This window comes from Agarilytica rhodophyticola, from assembly GCF_002157225.2.
Lineage (GTDB): Bacteria > Pseudomonadota > Gammaproteobacteria > Pseudomonadales > Cellvibrionaceae > Agarilytica > Agarilytica rhodophyticola.
The window spans coordinates 1,234,194-1,257,363 of sequence record NZ_CP020038.1; the positions used below are offsets into that span (position 1 = coordinate 1,234,194).

18 protein-coding genes are annotated in these 23,170 nt (G+C 40.3%); 10 read left to right on the top strand and 8 right to left on the bottom strand.

Translation table 11 applies throughout. The features are described from left to right. Positions 1 to 140 precede the first annotated feature (140 nt). Positions 141 to 1,592, top strand: coding sequence for an aminotransferase-like domain-containing protein (locus tag BVC89_RS05250; protein WP_086930179.1), 1,452 nt, complete (start codon positions 141 to 143; stop codon positions 1,590 to 1,592). A 91-nt stretch (positions 1,593 to 1,683) separates the two neighbouring features. Here the strand turns inward: BVC89_RS05250 and BVC89_RS05255 are convergent, their stop codons facing one another. Next, positions 1,684 to 2,154 (bottom strand): DUF4124 domain-containing protein, encoded by a 471-nt coding sequence (locus BVC89_RS05255; RefSeq protein ID WP_086930180.1) that lies wholly within the window; start codon positions 2,152 to 2,154, stop codon positions 1,684 to 1,686. 336 nt (positions 2,155 to 2,490) lie between these two features. Between BVC89_RS05255 and BVC89_RS05260 the strand changes: the two genes are divergently transcribed. The 3 genes from BVC89_RS05260 (at position 2,491) to BVC89_RS05270 (ending at position 4,710) form a co-directional block, all read left to right on the top strand. After that, complete coding sequence (locus BVC89_RS05260) at positions 2,491 to 2,988, top strand: CinA family protein (protein WP_086930181.1); 498 nt, start codon at positions 2,491 to 2,493, stop codon at positions 2,986 to 2,988. A 162-nt stretch (positions 2,989 to 3,150) separates the two neighbouring features. Continuing rightward, positions 3,151 to 4,176, top strand: coding sequence for a recombinase RecA (gene recA / locus BVC89_RS05265; protein ID WP_086930182.1), 1,026 nt, complete (start codon positions 3,151 to 3,153; stop codon positions 4,174 to 4,176). A 69-nt stretch (positions 4,177 to 4,245) separates the two neighbouring features. Next, the gene (locus tag BVC89_RS05270) at positions 4,246 to 4,710 is read left to right on the top strand and encodes a regulatory protein RecX (RefSeq protein WP_086930183.1); all 465 of its coding nucleotides are present in this window, start codon (positions 4,246 to 4,248) and stop codon (positions 4,708 to 4,710) included. 139 nt (positions 4,711 to 4,849) lie between these two features. Here the strand turns inward: BVC89_RS05270 and BVC89_RS05275 are convergent, their stop codons facing one another. From BVC89_RS05275 to BVC89_RS05305, 7 genes are all read right to left on the bottom strand, one after another. After that, the gene (locus tag BVC89_RS05275; RefSeq protein WP_086930184.1) at positions 4,850 to 5,596 is read right to left on the bottom strand and encodes a sulfite exporter TauE/SafE family protein; all 747 of its coding nucleotides are present in this window, start codon (positions 5,594 to 5,596) and stop codon (positions 4,850 to 4,852) included. After that, entirely contained in the window at positions 5,587 to 6,981 is a 1,395-nt protein-coding gene (locus tag BVC89_RS05280; RefSeq protein ID WP_086930185.1) for an NAD(P)/FAD-dependent oxidoreductase, read from the bottom strand. Before BVC89_RS05280 ends, BVC89_RS05275 begins: the two co-directional genes overlap by 10 nt. A 26-nt stretch (positions 6,982 to 7,007) precedes the next feature. After that, complete coding sequence (locus tag BVC89_RS05285) at positions 7,008 to 7,394, bottom strand: nuclear transport factor 2 family protein (protein WP_216825092.1); 387 nt, start codon at positions 7,392 to 7,394, stop codon at positions 7,008 to 7,010. A 44-nt stretch (positions 7,395 to 7,438) separates the two neighbouring features. Continuing rightward, positions 7,439 to 8,803: a TRAP transporter large permease gene (locus tag BVC89_RS05290; protein WP_216825093.1), complete on the bottom strand. Its 1,365-nt coding sequence runs from the start codon at positions 8,801 to 8,803 to the stop codon at positions 7,439 to 7,441. A 70-nt stretch (positions 8,804 to 8,873) separates the two neighbouring features. Continuing rightward, positions 8,874 to 9,371 carry a TRAP transporter small permease gene (locus tag BVC89_RS05295; protein WP_086930187.1) on the bottom strand — a complete coding sequence of 166 codons (498 nt, stop codon included), beginning with the start codon at positions 9,369 to 9,371 and terminating at the stop codon, positions 8,874 to 8,876. 146 nt (positions 9,372 to 9,517) lie between these two features. Continuing rightward, entirely contained in the window at positions 9,518 to 10,525 is a 1,008-nt protein-coding gene (locus BVC89_RS05300; RefSeq protein ID WP_086930188.1) for a TRAP transporter substrate-binding protein, read from the bottom strand. A gap of 153 nt (positions 10,526 to 10,678) precedes the next feature. After that, positions 10,679 to 11,782, bottom strand: a complete 1,104-nt coding sequence (locus BVC89_RS05305) for a porin (protein WP_158657792.1) — start codon at positions 11,780 to 11,782, stop codon at positions 10,679 to 10,681. Positions 11,783 to 11,895: 113 nt separating this feature from the next. Here BVC89_RS05305 and pdxR point away from each other — a divergent pair, with 113 nt between their 5' ends. The 6 genes from pdxR to BVC89_RS05335 all read left to right on the top strand — a co-directional run bounded on the left by pdxR (position 11,896) and on the right by BVC89_RS05335 (position 23,032). Beyond that, positions 11,896 to 13,374: a MocR-like pyridoxine biosynthesis transcription factor PdxR gene (gene pdxR, locus BVC89_RS05310; protein ID WP_216825094.1), complete on the top strand. Its 1,479-nt coding sequence runs from the start codon at positions 11,896 to 11,898 to the stop codon at positions 13,372 to 13,374. Positions 13,375 to 14,099: 725 nt separating this feature from the next. Next, positions 14,100 to 14,552, top strand: coding sequence for a regulatory protein RecX (locus BVC89_RS05315; RefSeq protein WP_086934526.1), 453 nt, complete (start codon positions 14,100 to 14,102; stop codon positions 14,550 to 14,552). 506 nt (positions 14,553 to 15,058) lie between these two features. Continuing rightward, positions 15,059 to 16,306: a DcaP family trimeric outer membrane transporter gene (locus BVC89_RS05320; RefSeq protein WP_158657793.1), complete on the top strand. Its 1,248-nt coding sequence runs from the start codon at positions 15,059 to 15,061 to the stop codon at positions 16,304 to 16,306. A 33-nt stretch (positions 16,307 to 16,339) separates the two neighbouring features. After that, on the top strand, positions 16,340 to 17,194 hold the full coding sequence (locus BVC89_RS05325; RefSeq protein WP_086930191.1) for a substrate-binding periplasmic protein: 855 nt from the start codon (positions 16,340 to 16,342) through the stop codon (positions 17,192 to 17,194). A gap of 81 nt (positions 17,195 to 17,275) precedes the next feature. Beyond that, positions 17,276 to 18,577, top strand: coding sequence for a dicarboxylate/amino acid:cation symporter (locus BVC89_RS05330; protein WP_086930192.1), 1,302 nt, complete (start codon positions 17,276 to 17,278; stop codon positions 18,575 to 18,577). Between the two features lie 699 nt (positions 18,578 to 19,276). Then, entirely contained in the window at positions 19,277 to 23,032 is a 3,756-nt protein-coding gene (locus tag BVC89_RS05335; protein WP_086930193.1) for a hypothetical protein, read from the top strand. Positions 23,033 to 23,170 lie beyond the last annotated feature (138 nt).

Genomic DNA, 23,170 nt, shown 5'->3' on the forward strand with positions numbered 1-23,170 from the left:
GTGTTTTTAGGGTATTGTCGAGTAAAATAAAAATAGAATACAGTATCAATTTTTGAAATTTTTTAGGGTACAATTTTGCATGTGGTGAATACAAAAGCTGTTCATATGATGACCGTTTACATAAAACTTAAGGTAGAGCCATGAAATTGTACCTTTCACTTGCTGAGCACTACATTGATGATATTAAAGTAGGGCGCCTGCCACCGGGGGCGCGTTTGCCGGCTTTGAGACGAGTGGCAAGTCAGCACAATATTAGTATGACCACAGCGGTCAAGGCTTATCAGCACTTGGAACAAAGAGGTTGGATTGTGTCGCAACCGCAGGCAGGTTTTTTTGTCGCTAAGGGCGCGACTACTAATGCTTCCGATCAAAATCCGGATATTCCCAGTTTTACTGCACACACATCGGATCCTAGTGCTTGTGCCCCTGTCGCTGGTTATAACCCAAATAGCGGATTTTTTAGTCCATTGGGAACTTCTATGCTGTCGCCAGCGTTATTGCCCACTCAAGAGTTGCAACTGAGCATTAAGCGCGCCGCTAGAAGAGCAGGCAATGACTTGCACTACTACCCTGAGCCCCAAGGCAGCCAGTCGTTACGGTTGGCATTACAGCAACACTTTAGGAAGTATGATTTCGCATTTTCGGATTCTGACCTGGTCGTCACCCATGGCTGCCTGCAGGGGATTAGAATAGCGGTGGACACTGTGAGTAAAGAGGGTGACACCTTAGCGGTAAGTTCGCCATGTTTCAGTGGTCTGTTAGATTTACTTTCCAATATGTCTCGCAAAATTATCGAAATTCCAAGCTCGCGAGACGGGCTTGACTTAGCACAGCTAGAACGACATATGAAGCGTAAGAATATGACGGCTGGCTTGTTTAGTACTTCTCATGTGAATCCTCTTGGCATCAGTCTTAAACCCGAGCAGAAACAGCAACTTGCTGCCCTTGCCAGTAAGTACCAAATTCCTATCATAGAAGACGATGTGTATCTGGAGATGGGCTATGATAAAAAACCACCTTTAGCCACTAAATACTGGGATAAAAGCGGACATATTATTTGGTGTGGTTCCATTTCTAAGACTTTGGCTGCTGGCGTTCGCCTTGGCTGGTGTCTACCTGGTCGCTATCTTAATGAATATATTACTCGCCATAGAAACACCAGCTATGGTGTTAACACTTTAATTCAAATGAGCATGGCCGACTTTATTAACAGTGGCCAGTATATGCATCATCTCAATAGAATGCGCATAAAACTGCAGCAGCAGTCTTATCAATACCAGCGCTATTTAAGAGACAACTTACCACCTTACACCAAAGTTAGCGATCCATCGGGAGGCTTAGTTTTATGGGTTCAAATTCCTGGTTTGGATGCAGAAGCCTTAACTGAGAGAGCTCGGCACGAGAAAATTGATATACGTTCGGGGCTTAGTTTTAGTACCCAAAATTATTATCGAGATTACTTCCGCATTAACTTCGGTTGGTCCTTAGAAGCACATGATAAGCAAGGTAATCTACTAGAAACAGAAGCGTTTCAACAGCTGAAGCGGGTATGCGAACTGGCGAATGAGCTATGTAAGGTTAGCAGGCCCTAGTTGTTGTTTGTAAATAATATCTAGCGCCTAGCCGTTGTGATTGAGCATACTCCCACTTAACATTAGTAAAAGGGGAGATATGCCTTGGGGCTTAAAAGTCTTGCACTGCTTTTTCCTGTTCTTTATAGCGTTCATTTAACTTTTTTTGAACGTTTTTTGCATCATCCATTAGTTTTTTTATTGCCTGCGGATTATAGACTTGACCCTGAGGCATGACATTGTTTTGTGTTTGAGCAATTTCTTGTGGTTCCTCTTCTTCAATTCTCAAACCTTGTACAACATTCACATTAGGATCAATTTCAAGTACTTTACGCTGCACGTTTTCCGGCGGTGGTTCTGATGAATATTGTGTGACGCCATTTTCATCCACCCATTTATATACCGTACTACTACCACTTAGCGGATTGATTTTGTCCAATTTGGGGCTGCTCAATGATAGGTCTGGTATTTTCATATCATTACTGTCGAAGGGCGTCTTCCCCGTCATGATATACAGCATGTAATTGGATGCCCCTAAAGCAATGACAACAACTAAGATTGCTTTGGTTATGAGTTTTTTCATACCTCGTATCTCCTTGCTAAATAGTATTCGAGGTTTTTAAAACCTTCTTAAGCCAGTGTTAGGCCATCATACCCTAGGTATCGTGCAGTGACTGTAACGGTCTAGGCTCAGGTATTTTTATCTTTTAGTATAAAGTCTTTTCAGATAAAGCAGTTCTAGAGTGTATTTATAGCAGCTCCTAGGGGAATTGTACGTCATATATAGAAGAGTAGCGAATACTGATCTATTTATCCTGCGAGCATAGTATTATTATGTTTTGTAGCTTTTAAATACTAGAGCCTGTTACTGCGCTCTAACAACATGACATACTCAATGTATTAATCAGCAAAACCTTATATGAATCAAGAAATAGTCAAGCTTGCTCAGCAATTGGGGCAAGTGTTAGGTAGTAATAACTATCAGGTCACCACAGCTGAGTCCTGCACTGGTGGTGGAGTAAGTACGGCAATCACAGAAATTGCTGGTAGTTCTGCTTGGTTTTCTGCCGGCTTCGTTACCTATAGCAATGAGATAAAAGAAAAAGTACTAAACGTACCTTCCAATATTCTCGATAGTTATGGTGCTGTAAGCCACCAAGTGGTAGAAGCCATGCTGCGCGGTGCGATAAGTATTAGTGCGGCTGACGTAGGAGTCGCTATTAGTGGAATTGCAGGGCCAACTGGCGCCGCACCAGGTAAACCAGTAGGAACTATATGTTTTGCCGTGGGTAGCACATCTAAAGTCAACACATATACTGAGTACTTTGAAGGTAATCGCAGCGAAATTAGAGAGCAGGCGGTGGTTACTGCCCTTAGTTATTTGCTGGATTTTTGCTCATTGGAGCAGGCGGTATAGTACTTGTAATAAAACAAACTACTGTATAAAGATATAATGCTGTTTGCGTATACAGTATTTTTGTCGTATTCTTATCTACAGAATGCTAGAGAAGGAACTAATCTAGTCTTTCATAAGATTAAAGAACAAAAAATAAACATTTTTTAAAGGTGATGGGTAAAAATGGATACCAATAAAGAAAAAGCGTTACAGGCGGCATTGACTCAAATCGATCGCCAATTTGGTAAAGGCACAGTGATGCGCTTAGGCGATCGCGAGCAAGTGTCTATTCCGTCTATTTCTACAGGTTCATTAGGCTTAGATGTGGCCTTGGGCATAGGAGGTTTGCCCCGTGGGCGTATCGTTGAAATCTTCGGCCCTGAATCTTCAGGTAAAACGACCCTTACTTTGCAGGTTATTGCAGAAGCTCAGAAACAGGGCGGTACCTGTGCTTTTATCGATGCTGAACATGCCCTTGATCCTCTTTATGCCGAGAAGCTTGGCGTTAATGTGGAAGAGTTGATTATTTCTCAGCCAGATACAGGGGAGCAAGCGTTGGAAGTAGCGGATATGTTGGTTCGTTCAGGTGCTATTGACGTTATTGTTGTTGACTCTGTGGCTGCACTAACACCAAAAGCCGAGATCGAAGGAGATATGGGAGATCACCATGTGGGCTTACAAGCCCGATTGATGTCGCAGGCATTAAGGAAAATCACCGGTAATATTAAAAATGCTAATTGTATGGCGATTTTCATCAACCAAATCCGTATGAAAATTGGCGTAATGTTTGGTAACCCAGAAACCACAACCGGCGGTAACGCTTTGAAGTTTTATTCGTCTGTTCGTATGGATATTCGACGCATTGGTGCTGTCAAAGATGGTGACGAGGTGGTTGGCTCCGAAACTCGAGTTAAAGTTGTTAAGAATAAAGTTGCCCCTCCATTTAAACAGACAGAATTTCAAATTCTCTACGGGCAGGGTATTAATCGCCTAGGGGAAATTGTCGATTACGGTGTGAAGCTTGGCTTTGTAGACAAAGCGGGTGCCTGGTACAGCTACAATGGCGATAAAATTGGTCAGGGTAAGGCAAATGCTATCCAATACCTACGGGAACATGCCGATATTGCAGAATTACTTGAGCAAAAGATAAAGTCGGAGCTACTTGGTGAAATCATTGAAACAGAAGAAAGTGAGAATGAGCAAGCTTAAGGTTTTCCATTTGGTGATTTCTAAAAGCCGGTAGATGTACCGGCTTTTTTGTGCATGGTAATTGTTTGAATGGACACAACTTTAAAAAAAGACGTGTATAACAAAGCTATTGAATTATTGTCGATGCGTGAACACAGTCAAGCTCAATTGCGTGAAAAATTGCAGCAAAAATTCAACTGTGATCAATCCTGTTTAGAGCCTGTTCTAGAGCGTCTGGTGGATCAGGGCTACCAAAGTGATGAGCGTTTTGCGATAGCGTTTACCCGCAACCGATTAGCTAAAGGTTTGGGTAAGCGACGTGTCTTACAAGAACTCATGTATAAAGGCATTACTACAGATATTGCCGAACAAAGCTTTAATGCAGAAGCTCAAGGTGAGTTGGCGAGTGTAAATATTATCGAACAAACATGGCGAAAAAAATTTAAAGCGCTGCCTCAAGACCAAAAAGAAAAAGCTAAACAGTATCGTTTTTTACAATATCGAGGGTTTAGCATTGACGAAATAAGTCAATTATTTAAGCGAATAGAAGGCTAGAGGTGTGTTGCTTTAAAAAATCCCAAGGCCTTAGTAAATGGTAAATAGCCTCAATAAGGTATGAGAATGTTTAACAGATTCTAATGTTGGTTGCGCTACTTGTCTTCATGTAGCGCAGCGTGATTGGGATGTTGCACATTTATAACAACCCTGAAATCCCCTTGAGTGCCGTCAGTAAAGCGGTAATGATCAGCAATACGATAGATATTTTTTTATAGCCAATATCACTCGTGCGTTTAAATATCATCTCTCCTACTTTGCTTCCTGCAATAAAAATCGGTAAACCCAAAACTGCGTAAATTAGCATTGCTTTATCAATTAACTCTGCGGCATACAAAAAAGGAATAGCTATTAAGGATGTAAAAAAGAAAAAGATGATCATCGATGCACGTGCTTGTACTGGTGCAATACCACTACCCAAAAAATAAAGGATAGCGGGCGGCCCTGGCATGCTGGCTAATCCTGCGAACAGACCTCCGAAAACGCCACAAGGTATTGCTGATCTAATGTTGGCTTTAATGGGCAGACCTCGTTTACTGATCAAGCCTATTACCGCAAAAATAACCACCCCAGCAATAACAATTCTCACAATATTACCATCGAGCATTGTGAGCAGATAAACCCCGAGAGGTATACCCACTAGTGAGCTAATGGAAAACCACGATACGGATGACCAGTGCGCTTCCTTTCTGCAGGTGGGAACATCATATAAACCAATGAGGGCTTGTAACAATGTTATGTATGCCACCGAAATTTCGGGGGGCAAAAACAAACTAATCACAGGAACTGCGGCAATGGCAAAGCCAAACCCTGTGATACCGCGTAAAACAGCACAAGCAAAAACAACGGTGTAAAGTAATACACTAGCCCCTTGGGTTAGCTCCATATTGTCGCCTCGTCTTTTAAGTAGTACCAGACATAAGACATACTTTGTCCCATTCGCCTAAACGGCGTTAATACGCCGTAATGGGGTAAGGGCGACTGGAAAATGGGCAGCGTTAAGTCCTGCTTTTGTCCTGCAACTAATTGCGCTAAACGTCGACCAGCTTGCGCGGAATACATTACTCCATTACCGCCATATCCTAGCGAATAATAGGCTTTTTGACTTTCATCCGGTTGAAATATTCGCGGCATCATGTCGTGGCTCACATCAACCCAGCCCCACCATGAATAATCGATTTCGACTTTTTGTAAGTCAGGAAACTTGCGATATAAGCCAGTTTTTAGTAGATCCAAATGCTTTTGGTGGGGGGCACCTTTACCTTTAATTGCACTTCTACTACCAATATGTACGCGATTATCTGGCAGTAAGCGATAGTAGTGACGCAATGTTCTCGTATCCGTAAGCGGGCAGTGGACGCGAATACCGCATGCCCGTAACTCGTCTTCGGTCAACTGACGGGTTACAATGGAATTAGAAAGAATTGGCATTAATCTATGTTTAGTTAATGGGCTTAATTCGCCAGAGGTATAACCGCCAGTGGCAACTGCTACCGACTTTGCTGACACAGTACCACCGGGGGTGCTTAAGTAGTGTCTACCATTATCCTGTGTCCACGCTATAACCGGGCTACTTGTATATATTTTCGCACCTAATTTACGTGCAAGCTTCTGATAGCCAAATGCCAGTTTGCCTGCGTGAACACTTGTACCATCTTGTTCCCACATAGCACCAGCCGCTTCTCTATCATTTACATGCTCTGCTTGAAGTTCATCCTTGGAAATGACCTTTGCGTTATAACCAAAAACATTTCGAAGCAACGCTGCTTCTTCTTCAAGGCTCCGAACAACAGTGGGCTTGTGCGCAATATAATAATGACCGCCCGGTCGGGGGTCACAGTCAATAAGGTCGTCTTGAATTAAGTCATCGAAAAGTGCAAATGCATCCATCATTTCGGCATGCATTTTTTTTGCAATATCAATGCCCCAACGCTTAATCCACTGTGAACGTTTTAAGCGACCCGATGAAAACTGTGCTTGACCGCCATTACGTGTCGAACATCCCCAAGCAACGCTATTAGCTTCTAAAACAACCGCTTGGATATTGTGTTCTTTGGCGAGATGAATGGCGCATGATAACCCTGTATAACCGCTACCGATGATAACAACATCGGTGGTGAAATCAGTCACAACAGAGCCGTCATCTTTGGGAAACTCTCCAGCAGTGTCTATCCAATAGGTTGGTGCATATTCTTGCCCATGCCCGGGAGTGCTCTGCACCAAGGGGTCGTATGTGGGATCATATGGAGAGAAGTGTGAAGTATGCTTCATAAAAGCCTCTTTAAAATACTGATAAACTAAACTTGAAAAGCTGGACGAGTTTTACGAAAAGCTTGTTTAACCGCTATCTTTCCATTTTTTAATGTAAATAAATCCGCTCCTTGAGCTTCCACTCGCATGCCGGATTTATCCGTACCCATAAATGTCCATTCAGAGACTGCTCTATCTCCCGAGACCAGATGGCTATGATGTGCCCATTGTGCATCCGACATAGCGGTCCATACAGCACTAAAGGCATCTGCGATGGCGCTCTTACCTTCGATCTTATTACCGAAAACATCATCGCCTGCAACGGTGTAGAAGATTGCGTTGTCATTAAAAAAACTCATAACAGCATCAATATCATGCAGATTAAAGGCGTCAAATAATGCAGATAAATCTTTAGTCGTCATGGTTAAACTCATAAAATCATTCTCTTTTAAATATTTTATCGTTAATAAAAATGTACCTAGTACCCCAATACTCTAGGTAGCCATAGGGATAACTCTGGGATATATGCAATAACAAAAATCATTGCGGTATTAACAAAAACAAATGGTAAAGCTCGCGCTGAAATTTTCTCGATTGAGACTTTAGAGATACCAGATGCGATAAATAAATTTTCACCCAGTGGAGGGGTTTGAAAACCAACGCCTAAAGCACAGACCATCACAACCCCGAAATGGATAGGATCAATACCAACATTGAAAGCGATGGGAAGCATTATCGGAACCAGTATTAAAATAATAGCCAGCGTTTCCATAAACATGCCAACAAAGAGTAAAAATAAAATAATCATTGCCCAAATCAGATACATATTATCGGTTAGCTCAAGCATAGACTCGGCAATTTTCGCTGGAATATGATTTTCAACGAGTAGACGACCGAATACAGTAGCGGTGAAAAGAATCATTAATACTCTGCCACATAGCCAAGTTGTTGTTTGCAGTGAAAAAGAGAATGAGGGCCAATTTAATTCTTTATAAATGAAAATTCCAATAAATAAGGTATAAGCTATGGCAACAATGGCAGCTTCTGTCGGAGTGAAAAATCCTGAGTAAATACCACCTAAAATAACAATCGGTGCTAGCAGTGACCAAATAGCATTTCGAATAGATTGTGCAATTTTTTTAAAGCAAAGTATTTGCTGGCTACCGACATAACCCTCTTTTTTACTTAGAATATAATTGACTGTTAGAATCCCAATGGCAATAACTGAGGCCGGAATAACTCCTGCCATAAAAAGCTTTGAAATAGAGACCGTTTGAAACAACCCAAATTCTTCAATAGCGGAGGGTGAAGGCATAACTCCTAACGCAGCGATACCAAAAATAACCATTGGAATAGAAGGCGGAATTACAATGCCCAATCCTCCTGCTGACGCAGTTACTGCTGCGGCATAGTCCTTTTTATAGCCGCGCTTTACCATAGCTGGAATCATTAGCATACCAACGGCGGCAGTTGTTGCCGGGCCTGAGCCTGAAATAGCGCCAAAAAATAGGCATGCGACCACAGCTGCTGCAGAAATTCCCCCTGTAAAAGGCCCTGCGAGGCTTTCGGCCACATCAATTAGACGTTTGGAAATCCCAGCCGCTTCCATTAATGCGCCGGTTAATATAAATGCAGGGAGTGCCATGAGTGGAAATGAACCCACCGAGGTGAAAGCTATTTGCACAAATTTAATCGGGTTTTCTTCAAGATACAAGAATGACAGCAGTGAGGCTGTACCAAGTGCTACAGTAATGGGAGTCCCCAAAATCAATAATAATAAAAATGTACCAAAAACTATCAGCGATATTTCACTTTGCATGGATTTACCTTTTTCATTAAACACGCTTGCAAGAGAACCGGTTGTTTCTCGACGACATAGGTAAGTGTTGTTGTTTAAAACAATGCGAGGCTCATTAACTGTCTAGTGTTTGTATATCTTCATTTTTAATAATGCGACGATAATTTACTTCGATAATCCTAATTGTCATTAGCGTAAACGCAACCGGCAAAATAATGTAGATATACTTCATCTCGATGCCGAGTGTTTGTGATTTCCAGAATTTGTTCATCCGATTGAAAACGAAATCATAAGATAAATAAATAAAATAGACATTAAAGAAAATCCAGAATAGGTCGGCAAACGAGTCTAGGTATTTCCCCCATTTTTTGGGAAGTAATTTGAACTGAATGGTAACGCGGTTGTGCGCATACAATCGAGCAGCTTCACTTGCTCCCAAATAAACAAACCATACAAACATATAAACTGACAGCTCTTCAATCCACGCAAATGAATAGCTGAATAACTCTCTACTTACTATTTGTACAAAGAGTAAAATGACAAAGCTGCACAGTAAAAAACTGCACATCAGTTTTTCGAAATTATTCCAAAGATAAAGGCTTGCCCGTTTCATGTATAAACCCTTGAACTAAAATAAAAGATATAGATAGCCAGGTGCTTGTCACGCACTTGCTAAAATAGGAACATTGTTATAAAAAAGAGGCTGTAGGGGATACTTTGTGAGGCCAAAAAATGGCCCACAATAGTAATACACAATCCTTATTTTACTTGCGGACGGTCTAACTCTTTTAGTACTTTATTGAGTTTTTCTACACCGCCAACGCTGTCATAGAATTTTGGCCACACTGTCTTAGTTGCCAATTCAATAAATTCTTTTTCGTTATTAGCCGGTTCAGTAATTTGCATACCTCTTTTAACCAGCTCAACTTTAATTGCCTCTTCTTTGTCTCTAAGAAGTTGTTCACTGAACTGCGTAGCTTTTTTACCTGCTGCCAGTATTGCCGTTTGATCTTTCTTTGATAAGTTTTGGAAAATAGCTTCTGAGACAATTAATGGTTCAATGGAAAAGATGTAACGAATATTGGTGATATATTTTTGTACTTCATCAAATTTCATTGCATAGACCGTGAGGTAAGGATTGTCTTGCCCGTCAACCACCTTTTGTTGCAGGCCTGCAAAAGTTTCAGACCACGCCATTGGCGTGGGGTTAACGCCCCAAGATTTATAGGTTTCAATCATAATTTCGTTTTTTGGAACACGAATAACCAGACCTTTCAAATCATCAACAGATGACACAGGACGCTTCGAGTTAGTCAACACACGAAAGCCTGAATAAGCCCAGCCGATGATACGCACACCAGCATCACGAATTGTGTTTTCAATCAACCCTTGACCTACAGGCCCTTGTGTTAAATTAACTGCATCTTCCAAACTTAAAATTACGTAAGGCAGAGTTAAAGTGCCGACGGTAGGGGAGAACGGCGTAATGTTATTAATGGCGAGAATAGAAAAATCTAACGTGCCTATTGCTGCTGAATTCACTGTGTCCTGTTCAGATCCTAACTGTCCGTTAAGAAATAAACTTGCGCTGTGCTTGCCCTTGCTTTCTTCTTCTAGGGTGGCGATAAATGCTTCGCCAAGAGCTTCTTGTGCACCGCCCGCGCCATCGCCAACCGCGATTTTGAAGTTTTTTGCGTGAGTCAAAGAAGTTGTTAGTAACGAGGTAGCGAGAACAGTGACGAATAAAAGACCTTTATTAAAAATCATAGTGGTTACCTAAGTTTTGAAAGTTAAGCGACAGGTAAATATTTCAAAGCATGTATTTAAGTTATCAAGAACTGGTAAACGATCGTATATCCAGTTAAATAATTTTATATATCCAGTTTTATTTACAATGAAAATTGCGAAGTAATCACGGGGTTAAAATCGTGTTGAAATTGAGTAATCGTATCTAAAACCTAAGGAGAACGAGTGAAAGTCTTCGCTAAACTCAAACTCCCTGTTTAGATATTCTAGGTGCAACTTCAATGCAGAAACTGGCTGCCACTCAAGCGTGACGTTATAGCCGTCATGCTTACCACTTTCAGGTCCTTCAATGCCATCATCAAATTTAAAATACCCCGCTTTTACCTTGAAATTATTGAACACTGGGTAGGCGAATGCAGTGTCAAATGTGCTTCCATTTCGCTTGTTAGCCCCTAACTCTTCATAGGTTCTGTCTTGATAAGCAAGAGCTGTATATAGCCCATTGCTAAAGGTATAGGCAACAGCACCTGCCCAGACATCGTCGTTGCGAAGCACTTCATTCCCGTCGGCAATTTTTTGATCTAAATAAGTGATTGCAAGGTGCAGATTATCCGTGTCATAACTGATACCGGTATTGACTAAATCGCTCGCATCAGCGCCTTCTTTACCGTCAAACTGCGCCGTCGTCAGATATGTGAAATTGCCCAAGTTTTTTTTGTAACTTATTAAATTATCTACAAAAAATATACTTTCTCGATCATACGCAAAAGGGCTTGATGCGTGGTTGAAAATATCGATATAACCCGCAATTAGTAAGTATTGAGTCGGGCGTTGCTTACCTAAACCAATATTACCAAAGGATGAATTTAGAGCCACATACACTTGGCGTGCGCGTCCAAAATCACCATTATTAGCTAGCGAAATATCCCATTCGCCATGCGCTATTACCGCCAAACTACCCATTATTTCATGAGCAGCTTTAAAGCCTGCATGGCTAAGTGCATCTCTTGTATCCCATACTTTTACGGCACTTTCATCGATGTAACCAAAGGTTGGACGCAAGGTGACGTATAGTTTCGCTTCACCTTCTAGGGGAGTGTTCGCATTAGCGTCTAATGCCGCGATTTTATTTTGCAGTGTTGCTAGTTCACGTCTAAGCTTTTCCACCTCATCTTCCAATTGGGTATCGCTTGCACTGGCAAAACAAGAATTAATTGTTGTTGTTGATAAAAGTATCAGTTGACATAATAGTGACGACTTTTTAATTTGTTTTTTCATTTGCGGCTTCACATTAAGTTCTCTGAGAGACTGTTTTAATTGGTGTAATTACGTTAGCAATACAGCGTGATGAAAAATATATCCAGTTGAGTTTTTTTATATGGCCAGTTTTTATGACGCTATCTGAGATGTCTGTTGAGTTGTTCGAACTCGACCCTTTATTAGGCAATACCATGCAAACACAGCTGTGTGCTGCGATCCTCAATAAGATTCGCAGTGGTGCAGCGTTACCTGGGGCTAAACTGCCTTCTAGCCGAAAGCTCGCAAAATATTTAGGTGTGTCGCGGCCAACGGTTTCTCTTGCATATCAAGAATTGGTTTCTCAAGGGTTTATCGTTGCACATGAACGAAGTGCTTATCGCATTGCTGATCTGCCACCTATCGAAAATTTTATTTCAAAGCATCAGCAAAAAAATATGGGTGAAAAACCTTCAGTTTGGCAGCATCGTTTAAAAAGTTCAGTTATTGATGAACGGCGAAAAATTCGCAAACCTCGAGACTGGCGAGGATTTCCTTATCCATTTATCTACGGACAAATGGATCCAGAGGTATTTGAAATTTCTGCCTGGCAAGATTGTTCACGTAAGGCACACTCGAAAGTTGATTTTGCGAATATGGCAAGTGACGTGGTAGCAGCTGACGATCCTGTATTGGTTGAATTAATTCGCACCCAACTTTTACCCCGCCGTGGCATTCATGCTGATCATGAAGAAATATTGATTACTATAGGCGCGCAAAATGCGTTATGGCTTTCTGTTCAACTTTTAGGTAAGCGTGCACATGCCGTGTGTGAAAACCCCGGTTACCCTGATATTGCCACGATGCTAAGCTTGGCTGAAAACCAAATAAGTTATGTGGATATTGGCCGTGAAGGTCTAAAAATAGAACAAATCCCTTCTAATGCTGATGTGGTGTTTGCTTCTCCAAGCCATCAAGCTCCGACAGGGGTTACCATGCCTTTGGCTAAGAGGGAGCATCTTCTAGAAAAAGCGTCTGAGAACGACTTTATTATTGTTGAGGACGACTACGACTTTGAGATTCGTTTTTTGTCGAATCCAATTAAATCTTTAAAATCCATGGACAAAGACGGCAGAGTCGTTTACATAGGCAGCTTTTCTAAGTCGATGTTTCCTGGTGTTCGCATAGGTTATATGGTGGCCGACCGTGAATTTATTCGTCATGCGCGTAATATCAGGGCTTTAATGCTGCGGCACCCAGCAGGCCTGTTACAGCGCACAGTGGCTAACTTTATTGCACTTGGTCACTACGATACACATCATCAACGTATTAAGCGCATTCTCACTCAGCGTCGGTTTGCTTTACTTGAAGCATTAGATACTGCGAATATTACCGACATTGCCGCTTCCCGCATGGGGGGAAGCAGTTTATGGATACGTGCGCCTGAAGGTATTGATTCCTTAGATTTAGCAGAACGTCTCTACCCTAAAGGTGTTCTGATTGAACCTGGAGCCCCTTTTTTTGCTGATTTCACCAAGCCCCATCGAGAATTCAGGTTGGGTTACTCTTCCATATCGGTAGAAAAAATCATGCAAGGTGTTGAAATAGTTGGCAATGAAATTTTTGCATGTTAGCTTCGTTTGAGTGCTTTTTATTAAGAGGGGTTTTTAAGACAGATCATCTAACACCTATTCTGAGGTAATGATTTGTGCAAAAAATGGTCTTTTTGGTATATGATTGATCTGATATTGTAAGTGCCTCTGTTAGTAACGCTTTGAAATCTTATTCATCTGTTCGTGTGGATATTCGACGTATTGATGTTGTCAAAGGTGGCTTCTCCGAAACTTGAGTCAAAATTGTCAAAAATAAAGTTGCTCTTTCCTTTAATTAGGATGAATGTTCAATACTTTATGATCCGGATATTAGTCGTCTAGGAGAAACTGTTGACTATGGTGTGATTGCCGAAGGTGAAGATGCAACCGAAAATGAAGCAGCTTAACTGAACTTTTATGGTGTTAGTTGCATCTAAAGAATTATTTTGCCGCAAAATAGATTGTTAATAATCACTTCGTTGATATTTTGCATTTGATAGAAAAAACTGAAATATCAACTACAATCTATAGTGTCTAGCGGATTTAAAAATAAAATTGAGATAAACGGTCTAAAAAATGCGATGTTTACTTCGCATTTTTTTTATCAGATATTTTTTTTCATGTAACATAGCTTTAATATCTTGGACATTAATATACGGAGCTTTATTTGGGCAGAGTCTAGTAAGTTGCTGTTTTTATGCACAAACACTTTTGCTTAAATAAAAGATTTTATTAGCAACTATAACTATTAAATAGTGGTTAAAATATTGAAAAATTTAGCGAGCAGTGACGCTTCTATCAAAAATGCCGCCTTGGCTCTACTAGCACGCCGAGAGCATTCAAAATATGAATTAGCATCCAAATTATCCCGTAAGTTTTCCGATGCGCAAAAGGTTCAGCAAGAGCTGGATGCCTTAGCCAAGGACAACTTACAAAGTGAAGAGCGCTTTGTTGAATCCTTTATACGTGCAAAGAAAAATCACGGTAAGGGACCAAAGTTTATTAAACAGGAGTTGCGACAACGAGGTGTTAGTGAATACCTTATCGCTTCATATGTATACGAAAATGATGAAGACTGGTTAGAGTTGGCTAAGCAAGTATATACAAAGAAATTTGGTATGACCCCTGTGGCTGACAGCAAAGATAAGGCGCGCCGTATTCGCTTTATGGTATCCCGTGGATTTTCCGCTGATAATGTTATGAGTTTGTTAAGTAACTAGCCTGCTTTTTGCGCTAAGTATCATTTTTTAAGGAAAGTTACTTAGCGATATATTATCCATAACTCTAATGCTTGCACCTTTCTTTTTTTCAACTCTTTATGGCTTATAGCCATATTTAAATAGTTTATTATCGGCAGTGTTATTATATTTTATTTACTTTATATAGTGAGCTGCAACCGATTTTTCCTCCGTTTATTAATAAACACATTCTTAGAAAAAACAATCAATTATATCACCATCTAATGCACTTCTTTAGCTTACCTCTTTATTCAAAACAAAAGATAGCTTTCATAGTAAATTTAACTTTGTAAATAATAAAAAGAGAGCAAAAAAAGCTTAGTTCGCACGATTTTTCAGAAGAAAAAAGATGTTTAATTAAAACTCTGTTCTTATCATTTTATGAGCGTTTAAATATCTTTGATATGTGGAAATGGGATTTTCAAATACTAAGTGACTCTATGTTTAGCCTTGATGCTTTTGTAAGATATGTAAGACTAGTTACATATATGTTTTTACTTTTTTCAGGTAATAATCTTTATGCTTATGAAGTGCAAGATATATTGCAAGAAATTAAGAAACTTAAGGAAGACAATATTCGTCTTAATCAGCGCTTGAAAAAAATAGAGACAGCAGAAAAAACAACATATTCAGATGGTAAAAAAGTAATTAAAGTAAACGGCTATATAAAAGCTGATGCACTCTATGACCTTCACGCGAAAAGTGGTGACCGGATTAATTATTTATCGATTCCTCTTGATGGATCAGTCCAAGCAAATAATAGCAATCATTTTCGTATGCATTTAAAGGAGTCAAGAATAGGCTTGTTTTCTAAAAGAAAAATACAAGATCAGCTTATAAAACTCTATTTTGAAGTCGACTTTTTTGGGGATGGTACTGAAAGTGCCCCGGGGTCTGAGCTTGTGACTAATTCAGTAGGACTCCGCTTAAGACATGCTTCAATTAACGTTGGTTCGTGGTTAATTGGTCAGAGTTGGTCGAATTATGTCGATGTCCGCTCCTTTCCTGAAAATCTTGATTTCGCCAATGATACGGGGCAGTCACTCATCTTACAGCCGCAAATACGTTTTACAAAGAAAATTAGCGCTATCATAGCCTCAATAGCAATTGAAAACCCCGAAAGTGATTTTGTGGATTTCGAGGGTAACAAACGTCCAGGTGCAAAAGACTCACTTCCTGATTTTACCGCTAAGTTGTTATATGAAAATAATAAAAGCCACTACTCTTTACAGACAGTTCTTAGAGAAATAAAAGCTTATCGAAATGGCTCTTCGTTATCAACGACGGGGTTCGGTATAGGAATTTCGGGAAAAAAGTTTGTTTCTAGTAAAAACATTATTCGTTTTCATTTTAGTTACGGTGATGGTATTGGTCGCTATATTCAAGAAGCAAGTAATAGTGCTGCCATTGTTTATGATAGCGACACTGTTAACACCCTTGTTAGCCAGCAAGCTTATGGCGGTTATATTGGCTTCCAGTATCAATGGAATAATAAGGTGCGTTCTAATATCAATACTGGCTTTACGAGAATTAATTGGGATGATGCTTTCAATATTACTTTTGAAAATGGTGAAGTTTTTTTTTCGCACTATCAGTCCCTGCATGTAAATTTAATTTGGCGCTGGTTTGAAAAGACCGATATCGGTGTGGAATATTCGCTGGCCAAAGCCAGGCTGTATGATAATAGGCAAGGTAAGGTCAGCCGCATACAAATGAGTATAAAGTATCCATTTTAATATTATTAATAAATAGAAGTATAGGTGTTATTTATGTATTTAATAGTGCTTCGATTACTTTTACTAAGTTCTGTTTTCTTTTGTTACAGTAGTAGTGGTAAGGAGTTAGATAGTCAGCAAGATATACCTTATGACATAAAAGAAATTATTGATCGTGGTACTCTAAAAGTAGCCGTTTATAGTAAAGATACTGAGCCTTATTACTATGTTAATAATAACGGAAAATTCACAGGCATCGATATAGAGCTTATAAAAGGATTTGCCAGTTTACTCAATGTCGACGTGGTTTTTGACCGGTCTGCTAATTCACTAGACGATGTTATTGAAAAAGTGTCTTCTAAGCAGGTCGATTTGGCAATTTGCAAACTTAGCATTACGTTTTCACGAGCTTCTAAAGTTAGTTTTTCAAAACCCTACTTGCGTTTATATCAGGGACTATTAGTTAGTCGGTTAGCTTTGTCTAAGCAACAAAATGGGCGTAGTAGAGAAGAAACTATACAAAACTTAGAAGGTAGGATTGGTGTCATTTCAAACTCTTCATATGTTGGATATGCCCAACAACGTTTTAAAGGGATGGAAATCACGGGATTTGACTCTTGGCAGAATGTGGTTACTGCTGTAACAGATAACAAAATCGTTGCTGCTTATCGCGATGATAGTGAAATAAAAAAAGTTATACGTGATGACCCTGATGCTGCAATAGATTTATTTGCTGTTGTTTTTTTAGATGCTATAGATCAAAAAGGGATTGCTATACCGTGGGAATCCTATCACCTTAAATTCTTAATCGATCAATACATTACTTCTTTAGATTTAGATTTGACAGCAGATCGAGTACTTTTTGAATACGATACTGTGCTAGAAAAAATTTATCGAAATACACATTAAAACGTTAGCTGATAACAAGATAGTTTCTGAATAGTTTATGGTTTGGGTTGTATTTATATATTTTCAGAATAGGAAACTCGTATGTTTTTCTACGATAGATTAAAAAAAGTAATTAATTTTGAGTCGTTAAAAAGTATTTGGGCGGTACTAATTGGCGCTGGTGTTGGTGTTTATATTGGTGTAGAAAAAAAAGAGTATGTCAGCTTGGTGGCACCAATGGGAGAGATTTATTTAGATATCTTGGAAATGTGTGTACTACCAATTTTGCTATCGGCTATTACTGTCAGTATTAGTCGGCTTATGGTAGACCATGGTGGTTCAGATTATATCAAAAAAATTCTTATAGTATTTTTGATATTCATCACATTCGCCAGTGTATTGGGTACTACGTCAGGTTTTATTACTCGACCCGGTAGCAATTTAGATACGAACGCTTTGACTACTTTGGGATCGGTTGTTCAGAGCTCAGGTAAGCCTAACTTAGAAATGTCACTATCGACACCTTATATAGAGCCGGAGAAAGAGTCTATTATTGTCGGTTTTGTATTTGACCTTGTTCCCAATAATATTTTTGATGCATTGAGCCGAGGTGATAATTTAAAAGTGCTGTTCTTTGCCATATTGTTTGGTACCGGCATAGGGGCATTGAAAAAACAATCTTCTCTTGCGTTAATTTCAGTCATGGACAGTGTTTCAGGTACCTTCATTAAAATTGTGCAGTGGCTTATGTATTTACTGCCTTTTGCTTTTTGTGGTTTGATTTCTTCTACTCTAAGTAAAATAGGTGTTGAAGCGCTTGTCGGATTAATAAAGTTTGTATGCGTTGTAATAGGGTCTTATATTTTTCTCTCACTGGGCTCAGGTATAATCGTATGGCGCAGAACAGGCTCATTAGATCTCTCGGTGAAGGCATTACGCGAGCCCGCTTTGTTGGCCTTGGTGACCTCTAGTATTATGGCAGCTTTGCCGGCGACAATAACGGCAATGAACAAAACTCTGGGCTACAATAAGCGTTCCGTTGATTTAATTATCCCCTTGTCCTTCACTTTGTGTCGTATCGGACCTACCATGTATTTTGCCTTGGCAACAATGTTCGTGGCTCAATTATACGATGTTAAACTAGATCTAGAGTCTATTTTCGTTGTGATTGTTGGGTCGGTGATCGCCGGTACTGCCACTGCGGGTTCATCTGGTGTGACATTATTGGCGATGTTAGGGCTTATTTTGTCGGCCTTAAAGCTACCGTTAGAAGCTGTCATCATTCTCTTTATTGTGATAGACCCCATTATTGCTCCGTTTCGAGTATTAGTGAGCGTGCATGCGGCTTGTGCCATTGCGACTTTAGTTCTTCCTAAAAAGGAATTATCTCTTAATAATACATGAACAACTAACGTGAACAACTAAAGCTTAAAACTCTAGGTGTTATCTTTGCACTCATACCCCTTAACATAGCTGTATGTGATTTTCTATAGATTGATATCAGCCCCAATCAAATTTTAACTTTACCACTATTTATAATTGACGGTTTTTTATTCGATAGCAATAGTAAATTAAAGCAGTAGTTTTTCTTAATTTATAAAAGATATCAAATTTATATTCTAAAAATAACGGAGGAATGTATATTTTGGTTAATTTTGTGTTGTATAAGTGGTAACAAAATTATCCCGGCCTTGTTATTCTTATCTCGCTTTTTTGTCACGATTATATTCTCTAAAATATCTACAACGCTATTTTGCTCTATTTTTTTAGTTGTATTTATATCTCTTCCTGCTCAGCAGTTATCACAAGACCATCTCTTTGGTTTTCACTTCTTTGTTTATTAATAAAATTTATTTTTTAGCTTAATAGGATTTTTAAATAATTTTCGTTTTTGATCTTTCTATGATGTATTTTTTTGTTTTTATTTCTCTCAAATATTATTTGAAACGTTATTTTGGCGTGATGAATTGCATTTTTCGTTTTTCAATAATCATTCTCATCAGCGAGCGTTATTGCCTGTTGTAAAGCATAAGAAAAAATAATCGTATTTGAATTATTGCGTTTTTCTTTACACATCCTTCACTTACCTTAAATGATAACAATATGAATATTACCTACTCTCAATTAAAAGCAATTGCTAGAGGTACTTCATTACGATTGCAAAATAACAATGCAACACCACTAATGAAGTTTACAAAAAATATTATCGCTTCTACTGTTCATGCCGTTAGTAACTCGCAAAAAGTATTTGTGCGTTCAGTTGCCGTCATCTCGACGACGACAATTCTAGTTGCATGTGGTGGTAGTGATAACGATGGCCCTGTGGCTGCAACACCTACCCCTTCTCCAGCAGCAGAATTAACTGCAGCTGAAGAAGCCACCATGATTGTTACTCTCGGTGCACGTGAGGCAAATCGTAGCGTCGAAGACTTTTCTGGATCAGATAGAAGCTTCCGTAGTGAACTTAATGTTTTTATTCCCAGCGCTATCGATGTGGATGAAGACAACTTAAGAGATAATACCAAGGCGAATGTCACACTACCTATTTACGAAGGTGTGGGCCCTTCAGGTGAACCTACTTATTTTATTATCACAGAAACTTCAACCCAAGAAACGTCCAATATTTTAGGAACAATTCTATCGCCTAAATTACGCTACGGTGCTTTACCAAGTGCAGCGGATGCGGCACAACGAGTTGAGCTAGACAATGAAGGCCGTATTATTTTCCGTGGTGATGTAGACTTTAGTCCTGAGAGAATTTTGGAGCCAGGTGAAAACGGTGCTTTTCCTCCTGCTGTTGCGCAACCCGGTGCTGTGGGTGATGCAGAGTATTCTTCTTTAGTTGTATTGCCAAGTGGTTTAGTGATTAACGCGCAAATTATTGCCAATGGCACTGGCGAGCATGACCGCTTAATTGAAATTAATCGAGAAGAACGCTGGGCACGCTTCCAATTACTTGATGGTTGGCAAGGTGGAGATCGTTATTATTATCACTTAGTAACAGATGCTTCCGATCCTGTGCCAGCGACTATCGAACTAGGTGTTTACGCTCCTCGTCTTGCTAACCTTCCTGTGTTTGGTCAAAGTGAGCTAGATAGTGAGAGTGTACTACTCGGCTTTTCTCCGAATATAAATGGTCTTTCTGTTGGTGAAGACGGTGTTGGCGGCAATGAACGTCAAGGGCTTGGTTCAACCATTCTCGATCAAGATCTTGATCCTGTAAACGTGTTTCCATTTGACCCAGATAATTCAATAGAAGAAGGTAATAATTATTCGCCATTTTGGGATGCTCATTTAAATATGTGGACCGACGAAGCTATTAATGGTCCTAACGGTGATGTAAGACGGGCAATCCGAGGCTTTGATGATTTGCAAAACCTTATACAAGAAGGTTTGGTGACAAGTTTTAGCGGTAGCCCTGGCATTGAGAATTCGTTTTTATTCGGTCTACGTGCAAGTAATGCTGTTATTAACTGTCCTGTTATTATGCAACCTTTTGAAGGTGAAAATATTGTATCGAGAACTCCAGCCGAAGAAGCGCGAGCAATTGTAACTGCTGCGGCTAATGAAGCTAATCGTACTTTAGAAGATTTCAATGGATCTAATCGTGAGTTTTCTTCTGATCTAAATGTATTTTTGCCAAGTGTTATGTCCATCGACATGGCAAACTTGCGTGATAACGAAGCGGCTAATGCCATCTTACCTCTTTACCGAGGAGTCGGCCCGCAAGGTGAAGATGTTTATTACATCATTACCGAAACTTCTACCTCTGAAACCTCCGAAATCATGGGAACAATATTAGCGCCTAAATTACGCTATGGTGCCTTACCGGCTTCTGCGGCGGCGGCACAACATGTTGATCTCACTGACGACGGTCGTATTATTTTTAAAGGAACTGTAGATTTTAGTCCTGAAAGACGGCTTGATCGTGGCACTGATGGCGCATTCCCTCCATCTGTTGCGCAGCCAGGTGCAGTTGCGGATGATGAATACTCCTCGCTTGTGGTACTACCTAGTGGTTTAGTTATTAACGCGCAAATTGTTGCTAACAGTACGGGTGTCCACGATCGTATCTTGGAAGCAAATATGGACGAGCGTTGGGCGCGTTTCCAACTCTTGGATGGCTGGCAAGGTGGAGATCCATTCTACTATCATTTGGTAACAGACGCTTCTGACCCAGGCCCTGCCACTATCGAGCTAGGTGTTTACGCTCCACGTATGGCCAACCTGCCTACATTTGGACGCAGTGATATCGATCGCGAAACTGTTTTACTTGGTTTTTCTCCTAACGTAAATGGTTTAACGATTAGTGAAGATGGACTAGCGGAAGATAATATAAATCGCCAAGGTTTAGGATCAACCATCGTGGATAATGATCGCGACCCTGTAAATATCTTTCCTTTCGATCCTGACAATAGCTTTGAAGAAGGCAATAATTATTCACCTATGTGGGATGCCCACTTAAATATGTGGACAGATGAAGCCATTGCTAATGGCCAACGTCGTGCAATACGTAGCTTCGAAGATTTAAGCCAACTTATCGAGCAAGGTCTCATAACGAGCTTTAGTGGCAGTCCTGGTATTGAAAATGAATTCCTCTTTGGCTTGCGCGCAAGTAATGCGGTAATTAACTGCCCTGTTATTTTGCAACCTTTCGAAGGTGAATTAGCACCGGGTGAAACACCTCGTACTGAACCTTATACTCCTGCAGAAGAAGCACGTTTAATTGTTGAACTTGGTGCACAAGAAGCTAACCGCAGTGTGGGTGATTTCTCTGGTTCAAGCCGCAGTTTCCGCGATGAACTAAATGTATTCTTACCTAGTGCGATCGATGTGGATGAAGCGAATTTGCGTGATAATACACGTGCAAATGTAACACTGCCTATTTACGAAGGTATTGGCCCTAACGGTGAGCCAACGTATTTCATTATCACTGAAACGTCTACGCAAGAAACGTCGCAAATTTTGGGTACAATTTTAGCGCCTAAACTTCGCTATGGAGCGTTACCCTCGGCGGCAGCCGCTGCGCAACGAGTGCAACTATCACCTAATGGCCGTATTATCTTTAAGGGTGATGTGGACTTTAGCCCAGAGCGTATTTTACAAGCCGGTACCGATGGTGCTTTTCCTCCAGCAGTGGCGCAGCCAGGTGCAGTGGGTGACGCAGAATACTCCTCGCTCGTAGTACTTCCCAGTGGCTTAGTGATTAACGCGCAAATTATTGCTAACCGCACAGGTGTTCATGACCGTATCAATGAAATCAATATCGAAGAACGTTGGGCTAACTTCCAACTACTTGATGGCTGGCAAGGTGGTGATCGCTTTTACTATCACCTAGTCACAGATGCCTCTGATCCAGGTCCTGCGACAATCGAGTTAGGCACATATGCCCCTCGTATGGCAAACCTTCCTGTGTTTGGCCAAAGTGGTCTTGACGGCGAGAGTGTCTTACTTGGCTTTTCTCCCAATGTGAATGGCTTGAGTATTACGGAAAATAATCTTGCCGCTGATGATGTTAATCGACAAGGACTTGGTTCTACGATCTTGGATAACGATTTAGATCCAGTGAATATATTTCCTTTCGATCCAGACAATAGCTTTGAAGAAGGTAATAACTATTCACCCATGTGGGATGCCCATTTAAATATGTGGACCGATGCGGCAATTAATGGTCCTGGTGGTGATCAGCGCCGAGCAATTCGTAGCTTTGAAGATCTACGTGAGCTTATCGACCAAGGTTTAGTCACCAGCTTTAGCGGTAGCCCTGGTATAGAAAACTCTTTCCTATTTGGTTTGCGAGCGTCCAACGCTGTGATTAACTGCCCAGTTATTATGCAGCCTTTTGAAGGAAACAACTAAACATTGAACCTAAAGTGCCCCGGTATATGCCGGGGCCTTATCATGTCTGTAATTCCAATATCCACATCAGCAGCACTCCTGTATGAAATTTGCGCAAATGTTATGACTTGTAATATGCCAGTTGAACAAGAAAACATA

Excerpts from the sequence above, each read along its gene's own strand:
- pdxR (WP_216825094.1), top strand. The coding sequence starts at position 11,896 with ATGACGCTATCTGAGATGTCTGTTGAGTTGTTCGAACTCGACCCTTTA.
- BVC89_RS05305 (WP_158657792.1), bottom strand. The coding sequence starts at position 11,782 with ATGAAAAAACAAATTAAAAAGTCGTCACTATTATGTCAACTGATACTT.
- BVC89_RS05260 (WP_086930181.1), top strand. The coding sequence starts at position 2,491 with ATGAATCAAGAAATAGTCAAGCTTGCTCAGCAATTGGGGCAAGTGTTA.
- BVC89_RS05325 (WP_086930191.1), top strand. The coding sequence starts at position 16,340 with ATGTATTTAATAGTGCTTCGATTACTTTTACTAAGTTCTGTTTTCTTT.
- recA (WP_086930182.1), top strand. The coding sequence starts at position 3,151 with ATGGATACCAATAAAGAAAAAGCGTTACAGGCGGCATTGACTCAAATC.
- BVC89_RS05285 (WP_216825092.1), bottom strand. The coding sequence starts at position 7,394 with ATGAGTTTAACCATGACGACTAAAGATTTATCTGCATTATTTGACGCC.
- BVC89_RS05255 (WP_086930180.1), bottom strand. The coding sequence starts at position 2,154 with ATGAAAAAACTCATAACCAAAGCAATCTTAGTTGTTGTCATTGCTTTA.
- BVC89_RS05330 (WP_086930192.1), top strand. The coding sequence starts at position 17,276 with ATGTTTTTCTACGATAGATTAAAAAAAGTAATTAATTTTGAGTCGTTA.
- BVC89_RS05275 (WP_086930184.1), bottom strand. The coding sequence starts at position 5,596 with ATGGAGCTAACCCAAGGGGCTAGTGTATTACTTTACACCGTTGTTTTT.
- BVC89_RS05320 (WP_158657793.1), top strand. The coding sequence starts at position 15,059 with ATGTTTTTACTTTTTTCAGGTAATAATCTTTATGCTTATGAAGTGCAA.
- BVC89_RS05250 (WP_086930179.1), top strand. The coding sequence starts at position 141 with ATGAAATTGTACCTTTCACTTGCTGAGCACTACATTGATGATATTAAA.
- BVC89_RS05335 (WP_086930193.1), top strand. The coding sequence starts at position 19,277 with ATGAATATTACCTACTCTCAATTAAAAGCAATTGCTAGAGGTACTTCA.
- BVC89_RS05270 (WP_086930183.1), top strand. The coding sequence starts at position 4,246 with ATGGACACAACTTTAAAAAAAGACGTGTATAACAAAGCTATTGAATTA.
- BVC89_RS05295 (WP_086930187.1), bottom strand. The coding sequence starts at position 9,371 with ATGAAACGGGCAAGCCTTTATCTTTGGAATAATTTCGAAAAACTGATG.
- BVC89_RS05300 (WP_086930188.1), bottom strand. The coding sequence starts at position 10,525 with ATGATTTTTAATAAAGGTCTTTTATTCGTCACTGTTCTCGCTACCTCG.
- BVC89_RS05280 (WP_086930185.1), bottom strand. The coding sequence starts at position 6,981 with ATGAAGCATACTTCACACTTCTCTCCATATGATCCCACATACGACCCC.